The organism is Paeniglutamicibacter terrestris (genome assembly GCF_012271785.1).
GTDB classification, from domain to species: domain Bacteria; phylum Actinomycetota; class Actinomycetes; order Actinomycetales; family Micrococcaceae; genus Paeniglutamicibacter; species Paeniglutamicibacter terrestris.
In genome coordinates, this window is sequence record NZ_JAAWVT010000016.1 from 1 (window position 1) to 18,433 (window position 18,433).

Genomic DNA, 18,433 nt, shown 5'->3' on the forward strand with positions numbered 1-18,433 from the left:
GCAATGTCGAGGCAGGGATCCCAGATAGGGATTGGGACCGATTCGCAGCAGCCCCCTAGGGGAATCGGTCTTTTGGCCTCCAGCATCCGCGGAGACTATCGATCGTGGGGTACTAAGGAAGGAGGGAACGATCGAGAGTGCTTCCATATGGTTCGTTTTACTGACGGAGCGCCGCTGCGAAGGCCCGCCCTGTCGCGGAGAGTGAGCCATTTGCCTCGACCAGGGGGCTATCAAAGCGCCAAGCGAGGTGCTAGTTTCGTCAAAAGAACCGCGTCTGAATCCTGATCTTTGACGGCACGAAGGGCACGACGTGAGCACGAGCTGCTAACGTGCACGGAGATGAGGGTGAACAAGCTTTGCGCGGGACCGGCAGCAACGTCCGAAAGTAGGGACTCATGAACGTCTCACCACTGATCTGGGTCATCACGATCGTTGCGATTTTGGCGTTACTCGCCTTTGACTACTTCTTCCATATCCGCAAGGCGCACGTGCCCGCGCTGAAGGAAGCAGGAATCTGGTCCTCAATCTATGTCGGCATTGCCGTGATCTTCGGAGTCTTGGTGTTCATCTTCGGTGGCGTCACGATGGGCTCCGAGTATTTTGCCGGATACATCACCGAAAAGGCGCTGTCGGTTGATAACCTCTTTGTCTTCCTCATCATCATCGCCAGTTTTAAGGTGCCCCGGGAGGACCAACAGAAGGTATTGCTCTTCGGCATCGTCTTCTCACTGCTCGCGAGAACCGGCTTCATCTTCCTCGGTGCGGCGCTGATCAACAGCTACGCGTGGGTGTTCTACATTTTTGGCCTGATCCTGCTGATCACCGCCGGCAATCTCCTCAAGCCGGGTGACCATGAGGCCGATCAGTCCAATAACTTCATCATGCGTCTGGCCAAGCGGTTTATGCATACCACCGATCATTTTGACGGCGACAAACTATTCACCGTTCACAATGGAAAACGTGCGCTCACCCCGATGCTGCTGGTGATGGTGTCCATCGGTGGGACAGACATCCTGTTCGCTTTGGACTCCATTCCCGCCATCTTCGGACTAACGCAGAACGTCTACATCGTTTTCACTGCCACGGCGTTTTCCCTGATGGGACTGCGGCAGCTCTACTTCCTGCTGGACGGATTGTTGGACCGTCTGATCTACCTCTCCTATGGATTGGCCGCCATCTTGGCCTTCATTGGCGTGAAACTGGTGCTCCACGCCCTGCACGAAAATAATCTGCCCTTCATCAATGACGGAGAACCGATTCCGGTGATCGAGATCAGCACCGGGTTATCTCTCAGTGTGATCATCGGCGTACTGCTGCTGACCGTCATCGCCTCTCTGCTGAGCAAGGCAGGGAAAGCTCAAACAGCCATCAACAGTGCCAGACGGCATGCCGTGAGCTACATCGATCTGGGCTATACCGCCGATCCCATGGAGCGCGAACGCATCTACCGATTGCTCACGGCCGAGGAATCCCAGATCCTGGCAATGGACCCGAAGTACCGCAACAAGGCCAAAGATGTTGCCACGATTCGTCAGCAGGTGGCAGAGGCGCATCGCCTGCACGCGGAGTACGACAAGAAATAACCGCTGCCGTCCACCATGCACACCACTCACCACAACGAAGGAGTACAGGATCATGAGCACCGAATCAGCATCTGCCTTCCCACACCACGAACCAGAACCCGCACCAGCCGGCAGCATCGTGGTGGGTCATGACGGATCCAAGGGGGCCGAGGATGCGCTGTCCATGGCGTTAGAACTGGCCGACGAACTCAAACTACCCGTGGTGGTGGCGCGTGCCTGGTCCATCTCCACGGCGCCACGGCCAGCGGAATGGACGTTCGGTTACGTGCCGGCCTGGGAGGAATTCACCGCGGCAGTGCAGCACGAATTGGAAAACAAGGTGCGTCCGTTCGCCGAAAAACACCCCACCGTAGTCATCAGCTACGAACCGGTCCACGCGCCACCGGTCAAGAGCCTGATTACCATCTCGCGCGACGCGCGCATGCTGGTGCTGGGTACCCGCGGACGCGGCGGTTTGGCAGGAATGTTGTTGGGTTCGGTGAGCGAGCAGTGTGTCCGCCACGCGTTATGCCCGGTGCTGGTGGTGCGCTCCAAGCCCTGAGCAAAAGGTAGCTGGCATCTGTGATGCCAGCTACCTCGGACTTAGTGAGCCTCGTCTGGGGATTGTTCCGGATCATTGAGGATCCGATAGCCAAGCTCCGGATCAAAGCCGTGAATTTCGCGCGTATCAAGGACATCCATGAAGGAGAGGATCTCCTTGGTGAAGACCTGGCCCGGAACCAGTACCGGGAAACCCGGTGGGTAGGGTGTCACGAATCCTGCGGATACCACTTCCTCGCCGGTCAAAACCCGCTCGGTGATTTCTTTCGGCATCAGGTAGCTGCAGGTGCCGTCCTTGTAGGTGGTGAAGTAGGCGGTGCGCAGGTCGCCGTCGATCGTATCCCCGCCACGGCGGAAACGATCCGCGAACCGGCTGAAGTCCGGCAGCGGGGGCGGCGTACTGCTCAGTGCCGCTACCGTGCGGGCCCGCGCCTTGAGCGCGGACGGTCCCAGATCTGCCTGCTGGGCATCAAAGTGCTCCGCCAGCTTGACCAGAACGTCGAGCAGATAAGCGACGGCACTGCGTGAGGTCCCGATGTTAGTCATGAATAGCACGGTGTTTCGGGAGGTCTTATTAACCTGAATCCCGTGCAGGTCCATCAGGTACTTGTGTTTAAACGTGTCACCGTCAACCCCCGTGCGCCCGATATGCAGTGTCAAGCGACTCGGGTCTACCACGAATTCGTCGGTCCGCCAGGCCTCGTCCATGGCGGCGATGCCGTCACGCAGCGGCATGGGACGGGTGGTTTCTCGGTACTCCGCGGGGATCAAATCGTGGGTGGTCAGGACCCTGAAATACTTTTTGAGCAAGGGGTGACGAGCTACAGCTTGGGCCACCGACTGCGCCAGGTAGGCCTGACGTTGAACCAGCTCGTAACCCTCCAGCACGGCCTGGCGACGGCCGATGTCCAGGGACGCGAGGATCTGGTAGTTCGGCGAGGTCGAGGTGTGAGTCATGTACGCAGCGCTGAACGTTTCCTGATTCTGGCTGCTGAAGTCCTGATCATAAACGTGGATCATCGAACCCTGGCGCAGCGCGGTGAGGGTCTTATGCGTGGACTGCGTCGCGTACACGCGCAACCTGGCCACCTTGGGGTCCGGCAGCAACCGGGTGGAGAGCCACAGCTCGTCATCGAGAGGCTCACCCGTGGACTGATCAAAGAGCGTGGCACGCTGGGCTTCGGCCCGGGCGATGTAGGCCGGGTCCTGGAAGTTCTCCTCGAGCGTTGCCGCCGCGGACATGGCGGTGCGCCGCCGGTAGATGGGGTGGAAGGTGGCGAAAGCGAACCATGCCTCGTCCCAGAGGAAGACCAAGTCTGGCTTGATGGCCAGGCATTCCTCCATCACGCGTTGGACGTCATAAACGACGCCGTCGAAGGTGCAGTTGGTCAGCGTGATCATCTTGACCTCGTCCAGGCGACCGGCCCGACGGTAATCAAGCAGCATGCCCTTGAGCGTCTTCAACGGCACGGCTCCGTAGAAGGAGAACTCGTCCAACGGATAGGCATCCACGTACGCAACCTGCGCGCCAGCGAGCATGAGGGCGTAGTGGTGAGACTTGTGACAGTTGCGGTCGGCAATGACCACATCTCCCGGTGCCAGGATGGATTGGTGCACGATCTTATTGGCCGTGGACGTGCCATTGGTGACGAAGTAGGACCGGCGGGCACCAAAGGCCCGAGCAGCGAGAACCTGAGCGTCGCGAATGGTGCTGCGCGGGTCAAGCAAGGAATCAAGTCCGCCGGAGGTGGCGGAGGTTTCGGCATGGAGCAGGTTCAGTCCGTAGAACTCGCCCATGTCCTTGATCCACCGGGAATTCACCACCGAGCCGCCACGAGAGATGGGCAGGGCGTGGAAGACGGCAGCGGGCCGGCGGCTGTGCTGCTGAACGGCGTCGAAGAACGGAGTTCGGAAGCGATCTTCTACACCCTTGACGAGGGAGAGATGCAATTCCATTGACTCTTCGCGGCGGAAGAGCCGAACAAACCGGCGATTTATGGAACCCGCCAACTCCTCGATGGAAACGTCCGCCACCAGGTACAGATCAAGTTCCGGGCGCAGCTCCTTGAGCTTGTCGGCCAGGGCCAGGATGCGCGCCTTGGGGGCGTAGGTGGAGATATCCGGGCTGATGAACCCGTCCAAGAACTTGCGAAGGTCTTCACCCGGGGTGTGCCTAGCGGTCACGGTAAAGCCTGGGCGCAAAATGCAGGCCTGGATGGTGGGGTTCAGCAGGACGGCAATCAGCGCGTCCTCGAGGCTGGGAACCACATTGATTTGGTAGATGAACCGGTCGGATTCCCGACGCTGACTATCCATCTCGGCAATGAGTTCCTCACGCACCGTGGCCGAAACATCGTCAACGACGAGGACCTCGAAGCGCGGTCGTCGATCGGCAATGGCGAGAGCCCCCGGCTCGGCAGCTTCAATCTGCGGATCGGACGATATGGTTTTACCCTCAAGTTCATGACGGAACCGGGTAAAACCACGGGTTACCGTCTCAATGAGCTTAAGCGCGGAAACGAAGTCACCCTCTTGGATCAGGGCGCGAAGTTCGAGCACATGCGCCTTGCCCGGCACGGCCCAGTACGTTTCCACCGCCTCCAAAACGCGCAGCTGGCGCATGACTTCGGCCAGCAGTCCGCGTTCTGAATTTCCTGGGTCACTGGTTCCCGGCAGCGCCTTTGCTGCATAGCCCAGGTATTCCCACGCGTCGGTGCGCAGGCGCCAAACGCTGGAAGGTGTTGCATATTCGTCGGTATCGGATTTGGCCATTGGTACTTTCACTTCTGTTCTATTCCTAGGGCGGGCCAGCAAGGGAGCGTCGTGGGTCCAACGCGTTATTTCAGGACCCTGAGTACGGATTTGGGTGTACTCGAGGGACTGAGAATAAGGGCAGGTACGACGGGTGATCGGGGTCCACGGGCAAGGGTGCTTCGCCCGGTTGCTCAGAATCGGGAGCGACGTTGCTCTCGACCTGTTGCGCGGTGGTGGGGTCGAAGGGTTGCTCGACCGGTTTTTCGGCGGGTTCCACGGTGGTGGTGCCGAAGGGTTGCATGATTGGTGATTCGAGAGGTAATGCGACCGGGAGGTCGAAGGATTGCGCAGCGGCTGCTGGTTCGAAAGGCTGTGCAACGGCTGGTTCCACTGGTTGCGCGGCGGTATCGATGGCTTGTTCGGCAGGCTGAATGGCTACTGGTTCCAGGGGCTGCTCAACAACTGGTTCGACGGGCAGCGCGACCGGTGGTTCGGCAGGTTGCATGGCTGCTGGTTCCAGGGGCTGCTCAACAACTGGTTCCACGGGTTGCGCGGCGGTATCGATGGCTTGTTCGACAGGCTGCATGGCTGCTGGTTCCAGGGGCTGCTCAACAACTGGTTCGACGGGCAGTGCGACCGGTGGTTCGGCAGGTTGCATGGCTGCCGGTTCGACGGGCAGCTCGACGGCGGAATCCACGGGTTGGTCGGCTACCGGTTCAGCAGGCTGCGCAGCGGTGGCGGCGAAGGGCTGCTCAACTGCCGCTTCGGCAGATTGCCCTGCGGTGGAATCGGCTGTCTGCTCGCTCAAGAGTGTCTTTGAGATCGCGTCGAACGCGCGCAGGGTAGAGAAAAGTTTGAAGGCATCCTGTGGGTAATGCCAGCTGGACAGCTTAACTGCGACGACCTGGGCAGGACGATTGATATAGATCATCTGTCCATGGATGCCCAGACAGACCACGACGTCGTTTCCCTCATACGGGAACCACATCTGATTTCGATACATTCCGCCGGGCATACGGTTATCACCAGGACTGTCGGCGAATGCAGTGCGAGAATCCGAGGCTCCGGCTAGGGTCTGCTCGATCCATGATTCGGAGAGTACTTGCTCGCCGGTCAGCGACGTGCCGTCTCCGACAAAGAGGGAACCAAAGCGGGCCAAGTCGCGCATCGACGCGTTGATCCCACCATCAAACATGCCCGTGCCGAATTGGTCGATGCCGATTGATGCATCAAATTCGGCCCCCAGCTTTCCCCACAACAGGTGCGAGAGCAGCATAGGCATCGGAGCGCCTCCGGCCACCTCGCAAATCCAGCCCAGCATGTCCGTTTCGCAGGAACGGTATTCGAAAACTCCACCGTGCTCCCACTTTTTCGGGAGCGTTTTCAGGTAGGTGTACATGCCGATGATGCCGGGATCGGTCGATGGTGCCCAACCAATGGCTTCTTCCAACATGCGCACTTCGGCCTGCGGGTCGAGGTAGTCCTCGGAAAAGGTGATGCCCGAACGCATATCCAGCAAGTTGCGGACCGTTGCCCCGTCGTATCCTTTGCCGACCAACGACGGCAGGTAACTGGTCAACGTGGCATCGGGATCAAGCAGTCCGGCATCGCACAAGGCACCGGCGACCGTACCGACCAAGGATTTGCTCACCGACATCAAAAGATGCGGTGTTTCCGGTGCCATTTCACCAAAGTAGGACTCGGTGAGTACCTGGCCCTTGTGGAGCAGCATCCAGCCGTCGGTGTCCGTTGCACACATGACGGAATCTACGGTCATGGGCGGTTCCTCGGCGTAAGCCGAGGGCAAGGAGATGCAGCCGAGTTCGCGTGGTGATGCTGGCAATGCCGAGGCCGGCCCCTGCCCCCGCGAAATTAGCGCGGTGGGCAGGAACTCGGCAATATTTTGGAAGGACCATCGCAGGTTCTCGGGCAGCTGCCAGTTTGTCATGTCCACCACTGTTGGGGCGGAATCTGAATTGGTGCTCTCCACTGACGTATCCTTCCAATGCCGCACCATTGCGGCCGATGACGGCCACCTGATGCGGTTTTCAATTTCTGCAATGATGCAGCTTCTCAGTGCTGCTCCGAGGCAGCGGCGATTATGTGGACCTTACCACTGGGTTTTTACTCCGATCCCCGCGGTGGCCTCAACCGGCTCCGTGGCGCTCAACGGCAATCCGGTGAATCCGGCACGAACACTGTCGATGAAGTGCTTAGCCCTGATGCTCAGCTGCGTGGAGCCATTGCGTTCGACCTGAAGACGACCCTTGGTGACCAAGATGCCGAGGTCCGCACCCTTCCAGCGGTAGTCACCGGGACCGTAGATGCGCAGGAAGAACGCTTCGGATTCGTTCTGCAGCATGTGCCAGTCCATGGCGGGACGGCTGAAGACCAACGCGCCGTTGCTGTCCAGCTGATACTGGCCGGTGGCGGGCGTGGCGGTGAGCAATTCGACCGTTTCGGAGGTTTCCTTGATGATCATTTGGCTCCACACATCGGCACCCGAAAGCGCTTCCCAGCGTGCATTGATTTCGTCGATGTCCAGATCGAATTCCACGTCCATGTATTCGAGCAGGTGGAAGAGGAACAACGGCACGTCCGCATAGGCTCCGGCCGTCACGTTGGTGATGGCCGATGCTCCGGAAATGCGCGGGTTCAGCTCGCCGAGGTAAACCTCGTCGGTGTCGGTGTCCACCAGAACGTCGACCTCGAAGAAGCCGCGGTAGCCTTCCTTCGACAAGCGATCGCCCATGCGCTGGACGAGGTCCGTGGCCCGGGTGCGCTGGGTGGCGGTGAGGACATCCGGGTGCATCTCATTGCCGCACCATCCACCCTGGTACGGGGTCAGGTCGCTGTGACCGGCAAGCTCGGTGAGGAAGGGCCCCACCAGCGTTCCGGAGCGTGTCAGCACGGCTTCGACGGCCACCGGTAGGTTGTTAATCCGGCGCATCACCTTGATCTGTTCACCGATGATCTCGGAGCTGTACTTATCCCAGTCCGCCTCGTTGGCGATGAAGAAGGTGGTCTTGCCGGAGTCACCGTACGGCGTCTGGACTACCAATTCTTTACCAAGCCCGGACTCATCTGCCACCTTGCGAAGGGTGGTCCAATCCGTTCCGGTGGTCAATACGTTGGGTACCGACGGAACGCCGGCCTCGTTGCCCAGCTGCGTGGTCACGATCTTGGAATCGAGTCGCGAGCGCAGTTCGGCCGGCGGCAGGATCAGATCGTAACCGAGTTCCTCACAGATGTGCTCGGTTTCTGCATCGAAGAAGACCATGGCCACCTTCGGGCGCACTCCGGGACGCAGGTCCTTCGTCATGCGGGACCTGACCTCTGGGTTGAGCAGTAGCCAGTTGTTGATTTCTTCGCCCGACCCGAATTCCTTGTAAGGCTTGTTCACCGGGGTGAAGACCCGAGCGTGCGCACCATCCCAAGCATCGTAGTAGCTGATGTAGGTAAAGTTGCGCACCCATCGGTCAAGACCCAGCAGGTTGAACGGCGTGGCACCGATAAAGAAGACTGGTACATCGTTGGTGCGGAAGAAGTGGCGGACCTCGGAGATGTTTCGCACCGTGTGCAGGGCCGTTTCGGCTGGAACCGTTGGGGCGAAGGCGGCGTCGGTTCCGACGGTGGCCTCCGGGGCCTCTGGGCCGCTTGGTGTTGCCCGAGGCATTGGATCGGATTCCGTGATGCTAATCGGCGCGTCAGCCTCTTTTGCCTTCGATGCGGGCGCAGTGATGACTTTTGCTGCGGGGGCCTTGCTGTCCGACGCAATCTTTGACGTGGGCTCGGCTGCTGATTTCAGCGTGGCGAGTTTTTCAGACACCACGGTGGCTGCCTTAGTGACCGATGGGGTAGCAACTGTCTGCTTGGTTGCGGAGGTCTTGGCCGTGGTGCCAGCAGCTACGGTCGGGGCCTTAGCCGCAGCGGGCTTGGTGACTGCGGACTTCGGTGCCGTTGTGGTCTTTTCTGCAATTGGCTTTGTGGCGGCCGAAGTTGTGGCTGCCGACTTCGTCGCTGTCGCGGCGGTCTTGGTCGCTGCTGGTTTGGATTCGGCGATAGACGTGGTCTTGGCTGCGGGAGCCTCTGTGGCCGATGCTGCTGTCGAGGTGGCGGCTGCCGGCTTTGTAGCTGCGGTGGTGCTCTTGGAAGCTGGCGCAGCTGGGGTGCTGACCTTGGTTGCGGCAGTAGTTACAGTTTTGGCGGCTGTCGTCTTCGACGCCGTTGGTGCTGTCACCGTTGCCGGCTTTGTCGCGGTAGCAGCAGCGGTTGCGGTTTTGGTGGCAGTCGTCTTTGGTGCCGTTGATGCTGTCGCGGTAGCCGTTGCCGGCTTTGTCGCGGCGGCAGTAGCGGTGGTCGCAGTTTTGGTGGCTGTCGTCTTTGGTGCCGTTGCTGCCGTAGCAGTGGTTGCTGCTGGCTTTGTCGCGGCGGCAGCAGAGGCGGTCGCAGTTTTGGTGGCTGTCGTCTTTCGAGCCGCTGTCGCTGTCGCGGTGGTTACCGCAGGCTTTGCTGCAGTGGAGGCAGCCGTGGTTGAGCTCTTAGCCGCAGTGCCCACGGTCTTGGTTGCAGACGGTTTGGTAGCGGATGCCGTCGTGGCTGCAACCGTCGCTGGCTTTACCTCGGTGTCGCTTGGCTTGTTGCTCGAAGGCGTTGCCGCTTCTGCTTTTTTCATTGTGGTCGGCTTTTCGGTTGCTGACTTTGGTGAAACTTTCGCAGCTTGGTTTAGCGAACTCGCCAGGGTAGTTAATCCAACCGCCTTCGAAGACGTCGTGTTTGGTACCTTTTCGGCGTTGATGCTGGAAGTCAACGTCGACTTTGTACTTGTGGCTTGGGAAGGAGTAACAGTTTCTGCCGTAGCAGGGACGGACTTTGAACTCGTCGCAGGGCCAACACTGCCGGCCGCCGGGGTTTCTACGGTCGTTGGCTTAGCCTCGACCTTTTTGAGCTGGGTCGACTGGCCAATCTTTTTGCCATTCTTGTTCGCGCGTGCGGTCATTGTCCTACTCCTGTTCCTAGAGAAATTGTTGAATCTTGTAGTAAATGGCGGAAATCGCGTTGATCGTCGATTCAAACGTTTTTCGTATGTATGCGAAGTGCATTGAATCCGAAAAATATGACAATCACCATCCACTTAAGTCTTTTCGCGAGAGGGCATCGCAAATTGACTGATTAGGATTCACTAACTCCTTCATCACGTGTCGCTAGCCTATTTGAATCCCGTGAACACAAAATGTACGCAAGGAGACTGTCAAGGTGTGCAGTGGTCGCGAAGAATTGGGAATTGGGTCACCGCGTAGTCTCTGGTGAGCTGGAAAGCGCCCAGGTCTCGAGCTGTCTAGCTCGCGATCGAAAGGAATTGAATATCGAATCTGACGTGGGATAACTCGCCCTGCTGTTGGGGTGGAGGGGGCGTCGAGCGTACTCAAGTGACCGCCAGTCACAGGCCATCGAGCAAAGGGGGGGTGGCGGCGATCACGAAACGGGACAGTTTTGAAAAAAGTCAGTATGTGACTAAGTTTTGACGCTTTGCGAAATGAGAAGACTCTGTACTTGCAAGTAATTGCTGACTTGTTATTACGTTTCATTGTTCTGTTTTGAGCGTGACGAGAATTTTGGGTTGAAGTCTTGAAGCGACAGTTTCGTTTCGGCCGCCATGCTGGCTCATTTCTGCGATTTCTCTGGAACTAAAACACCAGATGAACAATCGTCCTGAACCGTAGATTGTCTGACTCAAGAACCTGGGAAGGTAAGCAATTCTGTGTGCCACCCATGTGTCTGGGTTATGCGGTGTACGGACTTTTGTGAATTAGTGATGGCCGAGTCTGAGGTGTCTTAGGATTTATTGCGGTAGAAATGCTGGTTAATATTTAAATTAGTTCAAAAACCAAATTTATCGATATTTGTCGTCGATGTTCCGTTTAGCGTAGTTCGGCATTTTCTCTTGGACTAATGGAGTTGTCTAAGCGCTACATAACCGGAAAGATAGTCGATGCGCTACCCGCCCTCCTGAAGGCATGCCCAGCGAACAGAACGTCGAACTAGCGGCATGCGTCCCCCGCGTCCTTGCTTTCTGTTCCCAGTCAGCCATGGGACGTGCGGCAGACCGCGAACTTTGGGGGGCTCTACCGGCAAGCGCTGCTGTTTCTGCTATGGCTGAGGCAGAATGTGATCCAGTCGATGGTCGCGGACCTCTTTGGCCTAAGGCAGCCCAGCGTTTCGCGGTTCTACCGCAGACTGGTGCAGATCATCGGTGAAGTCCTAGCCCACCATTGACCTGAAGAGCTAGGTGACTTGGCCGGGAAATGCACGCTACTGGTGAACGGAAACGGCCTAATCAAACGGCGTTGCCGCGCCGGAATAATAGAGTAGTACTCTGGCAAAAAACGCCGCCACAGTTGATGAGGGAAGGCTCACGTCTCGGTGCTGGCAGTGGTGCTCGTACGATGAGACCATCGCCCGCAGCGCGGTAGGGTCAAGCGGTGGGGTCGGCGCCAAGGCGGCACTGTGAGTGACACCGCCTTGGCTGACAGATGACGCCCCCATGAAGCCTTCTGTCGATGCGTCACCTTTGACCATTCGGAACCGTTCAGCGTTCGGATTGGTCTGGGCAGCCAAGGGTTTCGGTCCTCTGGAAAAGTTCGGGGCACGCTGGGACGGGACCGTCTTTCCTTCGCTTGACTAATGCATCGGGGTTTCATGATTAGTCGGTGTTGTTTGAATCACCCTTTCGATGGTGGTGTTTCGAATCCGCAGTCTCTCATCAGCCGGTAAGATCTTCCGAGTGCATCGCTATCCTGATGCTGAACGACGTCACTTCATCCGAACGGAGAAAAGTCATGGGATTCATTAGTTGGATTGTTCTAGGCCTGATTGCCGGTGCGATTGCGAAAGCGATTAAGCCAGGTGAGCAAGGTGGCGGATGGATCGCTACTTTGGTGCTCGGCGTAGTTGGCGCCATTCTTGGCGGCTGGATCGGCTCGGCATTATTCAATGTCGGAGTCAACTCGTTCTGGTCACTGTCGACATGGTTGCTCGCTATTGGCGGGTCGTTGATTGTCCTCGTTCTTTGGGGATTGTTTACGCGCAAGCGGGCATAGTAAGTGCATTTGAAAGAGGCTCCAACCTTTTGAGGTTGGGGCCTCTTTCGCCTTCTTGTTACGTGCACCCTTTGACTGTCTACGCGGGGGTATAGCAAGGGATATAGGCGAACGCAAAGGCCCACTGCGCACATCAACCTTTTTGTACTCGGTGCGATCAGTGACAGTCTTCCCGCACCCCTGACACGCTTACGTAATGCTCATTCCGAACCTGGCGACTATCTGGAACAGGCGCTGTCTGCGGAGAAAGTGCAGCGAGAAAGCCTGCGCATAAATGGCATGTCTATTCGACGGGAACGAAGCGGCAGGGCACGAGTCAGCCTGTCGACTAGACGGAAATTGGACTCGCTGTGCTCCGAGCTCACGAAGTACAGCCGAACTCCGAAAACGGAGGATCCCATACGTCACCATGGGGACGTGGACGGCAGATTCGGAGCGATTACTTTGACGTCGTAGCTCGAACAGGTTCTGTTTTCGCTTCAGAATTCAGCACAGTGACCTTGGCAGCCTTCTGTTTCGGGCACGTTCGAAGAACCTTTGACATCGCGTCTTTCTCTGCCTGCGTCACAGAAAGCGAGTATCTGCGTTTTACGCTGATCTGCGTGGCCACGTACTGGCAACGAAAAGACTTATGCGGTGGCAACCACTCAGCGGCGTTTTTGTATCCCTTAGAGCGGTTGGCAGACGCCTCTGATGCCATGAGATTGAGTGGATCATTGGCCAGCAGGACGCGTTGGTCTTGGGGGAGTTTCTGCGCACCGGATATCCAAGCATTTTTCAAGGCCACCGCGTGGTCGATATCAACACTGCCGGAATTAACCTTCCAATTAATCGTTTTTCCGGTGTATTGGTCCGCTAGACGTCCACTGGCCACCGTGCATTTCTTGGCGTCCTTGTAGCTCAGGCGGGTCATATCGCGGGACAAGATGTCCTGGCGGGCATCGCATTTATTGCCGTCCGGATCTTTCCAGCCGTTTCCGAACTTGTCGTTGCGGTCATAGCCGGTGGCTGCGGCCTTGCCCTTAACTGTGAGCTTGGCCAAGACTCCAGAGGCCAGCGGGCCATCCAATGATGGTCCTACCCCGTTGGAGGACCGATCTGTGCTGCTGGTAGTGGTGGTGGCAGAAGCGGAAGGCGAAACATTTCCCGCGTGCGATGCGTATTCGGCGCATCCGCTCAGGGCTGCCACCGTAACGGCCAATAGGGCTAGGGTCTTCGTGATGCTTTTGTGCTTCATGCGTATTGAGGGTGCTGACCGACCACGGTCTTGCACCTATCGCTCCAAACGGGTCTCGCGTTCGACAAGAATCTGCCGGCTATCAGCTCAAAAGATTACTCGCTCGGGACCACGATTCTCGGATTCAACATGGGGACTCACGCGATGGCCGCGTCCAAGGTAATTTCGCCCACCTCAGTCGTTAAGGGCTGCAGTATCGGCCACGCGGTTAGCCTTCCAGCTCAGTGCCTTAGTTACGCCGAAAACGATCAAGGTTGCTCCCACGCCGAGGGTTGCTCCGACCCATGAGCCGAGAACTAATAGCATTCCGCGTAAATCTAGCCCACGGCCGCCAGCAAAGTATGGATCATAAGGAGGTGGAACAAATGCCATGGCGACACTTGGTGCAATGAAAGCGTAGAGAAGTGATGCCATGATGCCGATGAGGGTATACCTCCCAAGTGCACCGGCCGATGCTCGCTTGTGCACCACGAGGCCGATCAGCACGAGCATTCCCGCAGGGATCACCGCCAAGACACAAGAAGCCAGTAGCTCGATGTCGTCGTATTCCATGGCTTGGAAACCTTTCAGCCCTCACAGAACAAAAATCGAAGTCTACTAGTCCATCCTTGGAAGAACTCGGGATCTCATGGTTTTGGCCTCACCCGAAGAGATCGGATTTCGAAGGCGCCCAGGGGCAGTTCCACTGCGTGCGTGTTGTGCCCAGCTTCTTTTTTCGATCTAGGAAGCATCGGGCAACGGGTCCTCAAGAAGCGAGACGGTCATAATCTTCGCAACCTCTGCGTTGATGCGCACAACACTGGATGCCTGGCGGCCCAGTGCCTCGTAGATTCGAATGACCACATCTCCGCTGCGATCAATGGCTAACTTCACGCTGGAGAGCAGCACGCCCGCACCGCAGAGTTCCACCAATGGATCGAAACCATGCTCACCGGCAACCGTGCGTTGAGCGATGTTCATGGCGATCCCAGCTTCGGTAGCCGAGACAATATCGGTACCAATCAGCAACCCATAACGGTGCAGCTGTGGACCTTGAACGGTGTGCGGGTCAGGGAAGCGTGGGGCGCGGAGTAGAGAAAATCTCATGGTGGTGGTGACGCGTGAGTCGGAGGCCTCGCGGGTGACATCGTAGCCGTAGCTCGAATCGTTGATCAGCGCTGTGCCGAATCCCGGCTCTTCGATGAGAACAAGTCTGTGCATGGACGTTTCAAATTTGGCGGATTCCCAGCTGGTGTTCACGTGAGTGGGCCGGTGCAGGTAACCGAATTGGGTTTCGGCCGTCGAATGCTCGGCACGAGTGTTACAGGTCCACCACCGAAACGATAGCTGACAACACATCTTTCGTGTCTCATGCGGGTGACACAGCGTCGTCCTTCTCACCTATTGTCGCCCTAGCCGGTGGACGAATTCCGAGCGGGGCTCTGGGTCAGCGAGTTGCCAGCCGAGCCGCTGCAGGCGGCCGAGAAATTCTCTAGACGGTTACCGAGCCCACAAGGCTGTGCCCCCTGTCCTTGAATCGTTGGCTGTGGATGCTCAGAGCCGGAGCAAGGGCTAAGCATTTCTGGTCCCCGCGCGCTGCTGACCGTGGCCCTCGAGTCGCCGGTGATGTAATGGTGGCTGGACGACAGTCGGCAAAGACCACACCGTAGAACCGTGAATAGCCACGAGTAAAGGAAGCCATGAATCCTGCAGATACCCCGCACCATGCCTTGGTGGGGCTAGACATCGGTGGAACTAAGACTCATGGTGTGCGCTGGCTGAACGGCGAAGTCATTGCCGAGGCTAAAAGCGGCAGTGCCAACACGCAAAACGTCAGCCTCGATACCGCCCGCGAAAACCTCGCCGAGGTGTTTGAATCCCTCGGTTCTGAAGCCATCGACATGGTGATCGCCGGGGCTGGGGGCATCGACACACAGCAGGACGCAGAACGACTCCGAGAACTGATCGCCACCCATGCCCCCACGGCACTGATACGCGTCGTCCACGATTCGCGACTGATCCTTGCCGCGGGACAAACAGCTGAAGGGATGGCGGTCATCCTGGGTACGGGCTCTGCCTTCTGGGGAATCAACGCCGAGGGCAAGGAAGCGCGATCCGGTGGATGGGGCTACCTCTTGGGGGATGAGGCCAGCGGCTATTGGATGGGCCGGGAAGCGGTGCGGTTCATCTTGCGCGAAGCAAACCGCGAGCAACCCCCTTCACTACTTTCGCGACTAGTCCTCGAAGCCAACCAGGTGACCCGTGCCGAGGAGCTGATCGGGCGCTTTCACTCGGATGCCGACAGACGCCACTGGGCTCAACAGTCACCCTTGGTCTTCACGGCCAACGATGGCGCAGATCCCGGCGCCTCAACAATCATCGACGCGGCGGTAGCCCACGTGGTTGCCTCGCTGGGAGATCTAGCAATGATTCTTGGGATCCACGGTCCGGTAATCATCGGGGGAGGACTAGGCATGTACCAACCGGTGTATCAGCAGCGGCTTCGAGCTGCGCTGAGCTCACAGGGGTTCGAGAACATCCGCTTCCTCGAGGTGGATCCGGTTTTCGGGGTCCCCTTCCTCGCCGCGGAATCCTCGCCGTAGAACATCACCGGTCCTGAGCCGGGGGACGGCAGAGGGAGAGAAATACCTCTTCATCTGGTGGCGAGCGGAGGAATCCTGAATTCATGGTGAAGACTAGGGGAATACTCGTTCACGAAAGAAGGCACCACATGATCAACCTCAAGCAGGACACCGACGGAAACGTCCGAATGAGCCGCATCTTCCCCTCGAAGACGGCCATTACCATCACGTTCACCGATGGCAGCCAGGAAGAAACCACCGGGGGCAAGATGAACGAGCTCTACAACGCTGCGCTCGCCGATTTCCGTCTGCGCAACGGCATGGATGCCAAGGGTTTCTCGCATAATCCGGTCCCGAGCATTCACCGCAAGAACGCCGTCGGCTTCGTCCCGGTTAAGCCCGGCCTCGGCAAGTAGTCCACAGCAATTGGAGCCCCTCGGCCCCGGCGTTATGGCAGGTCGAGGGACACCACGGCAAGGAAACCCCGGCCGGAAACGCGCGGAGAATCGTCTTCTCCGCCAATGACGGTGTCACGTACCTCAAGGGCACGTTCCGAATCTTCTTGCAGCACGACGGCCTTGCCCTGAATCAGCACACCAAACTGTGCCCCGAAGAGATGCTGTTCGCGTTTTTTGGACAGCTCCACGATGCGGACGTTTCCGCGGACCGCGCTACTGCGCGTGATGACGTTTAGCGCCAGTACATCCCCGGTGGGCAGTGCGGCGGTGACGGCGCTGTTCCCGGAGAACTTCAGTGGTCGCATGGCCTCCACCGCTTGGGTGGTTCCGTCGATGCCCAATTCGAGTAGTTCCCCGGCGATGACTGTGAGTGTGCGATCGAAGCCCTCGTACGGGGTGAATTCCCCGGCTTGCTCGATCGAGGCGACGCTGAGTCGCCAGTCCCAGTGAGCGTCCGTGGATGGGTGCAACATCATCTCGGCGTCCAACGTCCCGGCAGCGATCTCACGGATCTCACCGTGCGCCCATTTCCTTTTTTCGGAATCGGCCAGATGCAGAATGGTTCCGGTGGTCAGGGAGCCGTTAGTCGTTGTCATGAAGTGAAGTCTAGTAGCAGTGAGATCCGCTTCCCGGTTCTAGGCACGGACGAGGAACTAGATGAAGGCACCGATAAGCACCACGGCACCCATGATGGCCAAGGCTCCGGAAGAAACACGTTCGAGCCAAATCCCCACCGATGGACTCTTGAACCAGGCCATGGCTCTGGCAGCGATGGCCACCAGGATCATCATGTAACTAAATCCCATGGCGGCAAAGATGCCGCCGAGGATGAGCGCCGAGGCGAGCATGGGGGATCCGGCCGGGATGAACGGCGGCATCAACGCCAGAAACAACAAGCCGAGTTTAGGGTTCAGCGCCGACGATAATACTCCGGCGCGCAAGGACTGACCGAGGGTAAAGATTTCATCGGTGAGCGCGATGTTTCGGGTGGTGGTGCGCGCGGTTGCGGCCGTGGAGCGAGCCAAAAATTGTGCCTTGATCAACGAGCCGAGGCCCAGATACAGCAGGTAGGCTCCGCCGACAATGGCAATGCCTTGATGGATGGCCGGGTACTTCAGTAGCAGTGCTGCCACGCCAACCCCCGCCAGGATGGCCCAGCCCATGATGGACACCATCATGCCCAGCGCCGCAACAACACCATTGCGTGGTCTATTCAGGGCGTAGCGCAGCGCCAAGAAGGTATCGGGTCCCGGGGCGAGCACCACTACGAGGGCAACGCCAGCGAAACCGAGCAATGAAGAAAGAGGCATTAGTCCATTATCTGCGGCGCCCGGCTTGGTACCGAATCCACTTACGAGTATGTGCACGAATCCAGATGCTGTCTACCGGACTCAACAGGCATCCGCCCCGGGTGCTCCGGCTCGACGAGTAAACTTCGCATGATGAGAGATGTGCAAAAAGCCTTCATCGGGAGCAGACCCATTTCGTCCCCCTTGGATGCGCAATTGACCGCCGCGCACCAGAGGTTTCTGACCGAGCGCCCGGTGGGCGCCGACGAAGACGTACACATGCTCCCAGCCATCGTGGATCACGTCATTACGCGCTGCAGCAAACCTGGTGATGTGGTCTTTGATCCCTTCGCGGGTTTTGGGACCACCCTCGAGCGGGCCATTGCACTGGGGCGCGAAGCGATCGGTATTGAGCTGTTGCCCGAGCGTGCTCAATACCTGCAAGAGCACGTGCCCAAGGCGCGGATCATCGAAGGTGATGCGCGGGAATTGCTGAAGATTATCCGCCGGATGCAACCGCCCCAGAATAATGGGAGCATCAACCTGATTCTCACGTCGCCGCCGTACATGACAGCGGAGAATCACGAGGCCGATCCGCTCACCGCCTATGAGCAAGACAACGGAGACTACGACCGCTACCTGGCGGAGCTTGGCCTCGTTGCCGCCCAATGTGCGCTCGCGGTGGTTCCCGGTGGGTTCGTGGTGTGGAATCTAGCGGACATCCACCACATGGGGCTCACCACCCACCTGATCCGCGATTGCACCCGCGTGCTCGAGCAATATCTCACGTTCGTAGGAGTCACCGAGATTGTGTGGGACAGCTACCCTCACGATCTGGTGGCCGATGCGTTGCTCGTGTTTCAACGGCCAGCGCTCGGCCGGGGCAAATAATCCAGGCGCGCTAACAGCTC

At 58.3% G+C, this 18,433-nt stretch carries 15 protein-coding genes; 7 read left to right on the plus strand and 8 right to left on the minus strand.

From position 1 onward, the window contains the following. The first annotated feature begins 395 nt into the window (after positions 1–395). Both HED64_RS19115 and HED64_RS19120 read left to right on the plus strand, forming a co-directional pair. Positions 396–1,583: a TerC family protein gene (locus tag HED64_RS19115; protein ID WP_168153539.1), complete on the plus strand. Its 1,188-nt coding sequence runs from the start codon at positions 396–398 to the stop codon at positions 1,581–1,583. Positions 1,584–1,635: 52 nt separating this feature from the next. Continuing rightward, positions 1,636–2,124, plus strand: a complete 489-nt coding sequence (locus tag HED64_RS19120; protein ID WP_168153540.1) for a universal stress protein — start codon at positions 1,636–1,638, stop codon at positions 2,122–2,124. Positions 2,125–2,165: 41 nt separating this feature from the next. Here the strand turns inward: HED64_RS19120 and HED64_RS19125 are convergent, their stop codons facing one another. From HED64_RS19125 to HED64_RS19710, 3 genes are all read right to left on the minus strand, one after another. Then, positions 2,166–4,895, minus strand: a complete 2,730-nt coding sequence (locus HED64_RS19125; RefSeq protein WP_168153580.1) for an aminotransferase class I/II-fold pyridoxal phosphate-dependent enzyme — start codon at positions 4,893–4,895, stop codon at positions 2,166–2,168. Positions 4,896–4,965: 70 nt separating this feature from the next. After that, a complete protein-coding gene (locus HED64_RS20220; RefSeq protein WP_342590781.1) occupies positions 4,966–6,867 on the minus strand; it encodes a serine hydrolase domain-containing protein in 1,902 nt (633 codons plus the stop codon). A 120-nt stretch (positions 6,868–6,987) separates the two neighbouring features. Further along, the gene (locus tag HED64_RS19710; RefSeq protein WP_342590782.1) at positions 6,988–8,706 is read right to left on the minus strand and encodes a biotin carboxylase; all 1,719 of its coding nucleotides are present in this window, start codon (positions 8,704–8,706) and stop codon (positions 6,988–6,990) included. On the opposite strand from HED64_RS19710, the gene HED64_RS20005 reads away from it, so the two are divergent. After that, positions 8,687–9,982, plus strand: a complete 1,296-nt coding sequence (locus HED64_RS20005; RefSeq protein ID WP_168153541.1) for a hypothetical protein — start codon at positions 8,687–8,689, stop codon at positions 9,980–9,982. The genes HED64_RS19710 and HED64_RS20005 overlap by 20 nt on opposite strands. A 1,734-nt stretch (positions 9,983–11,716) precedes the next feature. Further along, the gene (locus HED64_RS19145) at positions 11,717–11,977 is read left to right on the plus strand and encodes a GlsB/YeaQ/YmgE family stress response membrane protein (protein ID WP_168153582.1); all 261 of its coding nucleotides are present in this window, start codon (positions 11,717–11,719) and stop codon (positions 11,975–11,977) included. Positions 11,978–12,416: 439 nt separating this feature from the next. On the opposite strand, the gene HED64_RS19150 is transcribed toward HED64_RS19145, so the two are convergent. From HED64_RS19150 to HED64_RS19160, 3 genes are all read right to left on the minus strand, one after another. Continuing rightward, positions 12,417–13,019 carry an HNH endonuclease family protein gene (locus HED64_RS19150; RefSeq protein ID WP_245326110.1) on the minus strand — a complete coding sequence of 201 codons (603 nt, stop codon included), beginning with the start codon at positions 13,017–13,019 and terminating at the stop codon, positions 12,417–12,419. A gap of 369 nt (positions 13,020–13,388) precedes the next feature. Continuing rightward, complete coding sequence (locus tag HED64_RS19155; protein ID WP_168153543.1) at positions 13,389–13,766, minus strand: hypothetical protein; 378 nt, start codon at positions 13,764–13,766, stop codon at positions 13,389–13,391. Positions 13,767–13,934: 168 nt separating this feature from the next. Next, positions 13,935–14,552 (minus strand): glycoside hydrolase family 38 C-terminal domain-containing protein, encoded by a 618-nt coding sequence (locus HED64_RS19160; RefSeq protein ID WP_168153544.1) that lies wholly within the window; start codon positions 14,550–14,552, stop codon positions 13,935–13,937. Positions 14,553–14,893: 341 nt separating this feature from the next. Between HED64_RS19160 and HED64_RS19165 the strand changes: the two genes are divergently transcribed. Further along, the gene (locus tag HED64_RS19165) at positions 14,894–15,796 is read left to right on the plus strand and encodes an N-acetylglucosamine kinase (RefSeq protein ID WP_168153545.1); all 903 of its coding nucleotides are present in this window, start codon (positions 14,894–14,896) and stop codon (positions 15,794–15,796) included. Between the two features lie 128 nt (positions 15,797–15,924). Further along, positions 15,925–16,191, plus strand: coding sequence for a hypothetical protein (locus tag HED64_RS19170; protein ID WP_168153546.1), 267 nt, complete (start codon positions 15,925–15,927; stop codon positions 16,189–16,191). Between the two features lie 32 nt (positions 16,192–16,223). Here HED64_RS19170 and HED64_RS19175 read toward each other — a convergent pair whose 3' ends face one another. Both HED64_RS19175 and HED64_RS19180 read right to left on the minus strand, forming a co-directional pair. Continuing rightward, entirely contained in the window at positions 16,224–16,829 is a 606-nt protein-coding gene (locus HED64_RS19175; protein WP_168153547.1) for a HutD/Ves family protein, read from the minus strand. A gap of 57 nt (positions 16,830–16,886) precedes the next feature. Continuing rightward, positions 16,887–17,543 carry a LysE family translocator gene (locus tag HED64_RS19180; RefSeq protein ID WP_168153548.1) on the minus strand — a complete coding sequence of 219 codons (657 nt, stop codon included), beginning with the start codon at positions 17,541–17,543 and terminating at the stop codon, positions 16,887–16,889. Positions 17,544–17,738: 195 nt separating this feature from the next. On the opposite strand from HED64_RS19180, the gene HED64_RS19185 reads away from it, so the two are divergent. Further along, positions 17,739–18,413, plus strand: coding sequence for a DNA methyltransferase (locus HED64_RS19185; RefSeq protein ID WP_245326111.1), 675 nt, complete (start codon positions 17,739–17,741; stop codon positions 18,411–18,413). Positions 18,414–18,433: the final 20 nt, after the last annotated feature.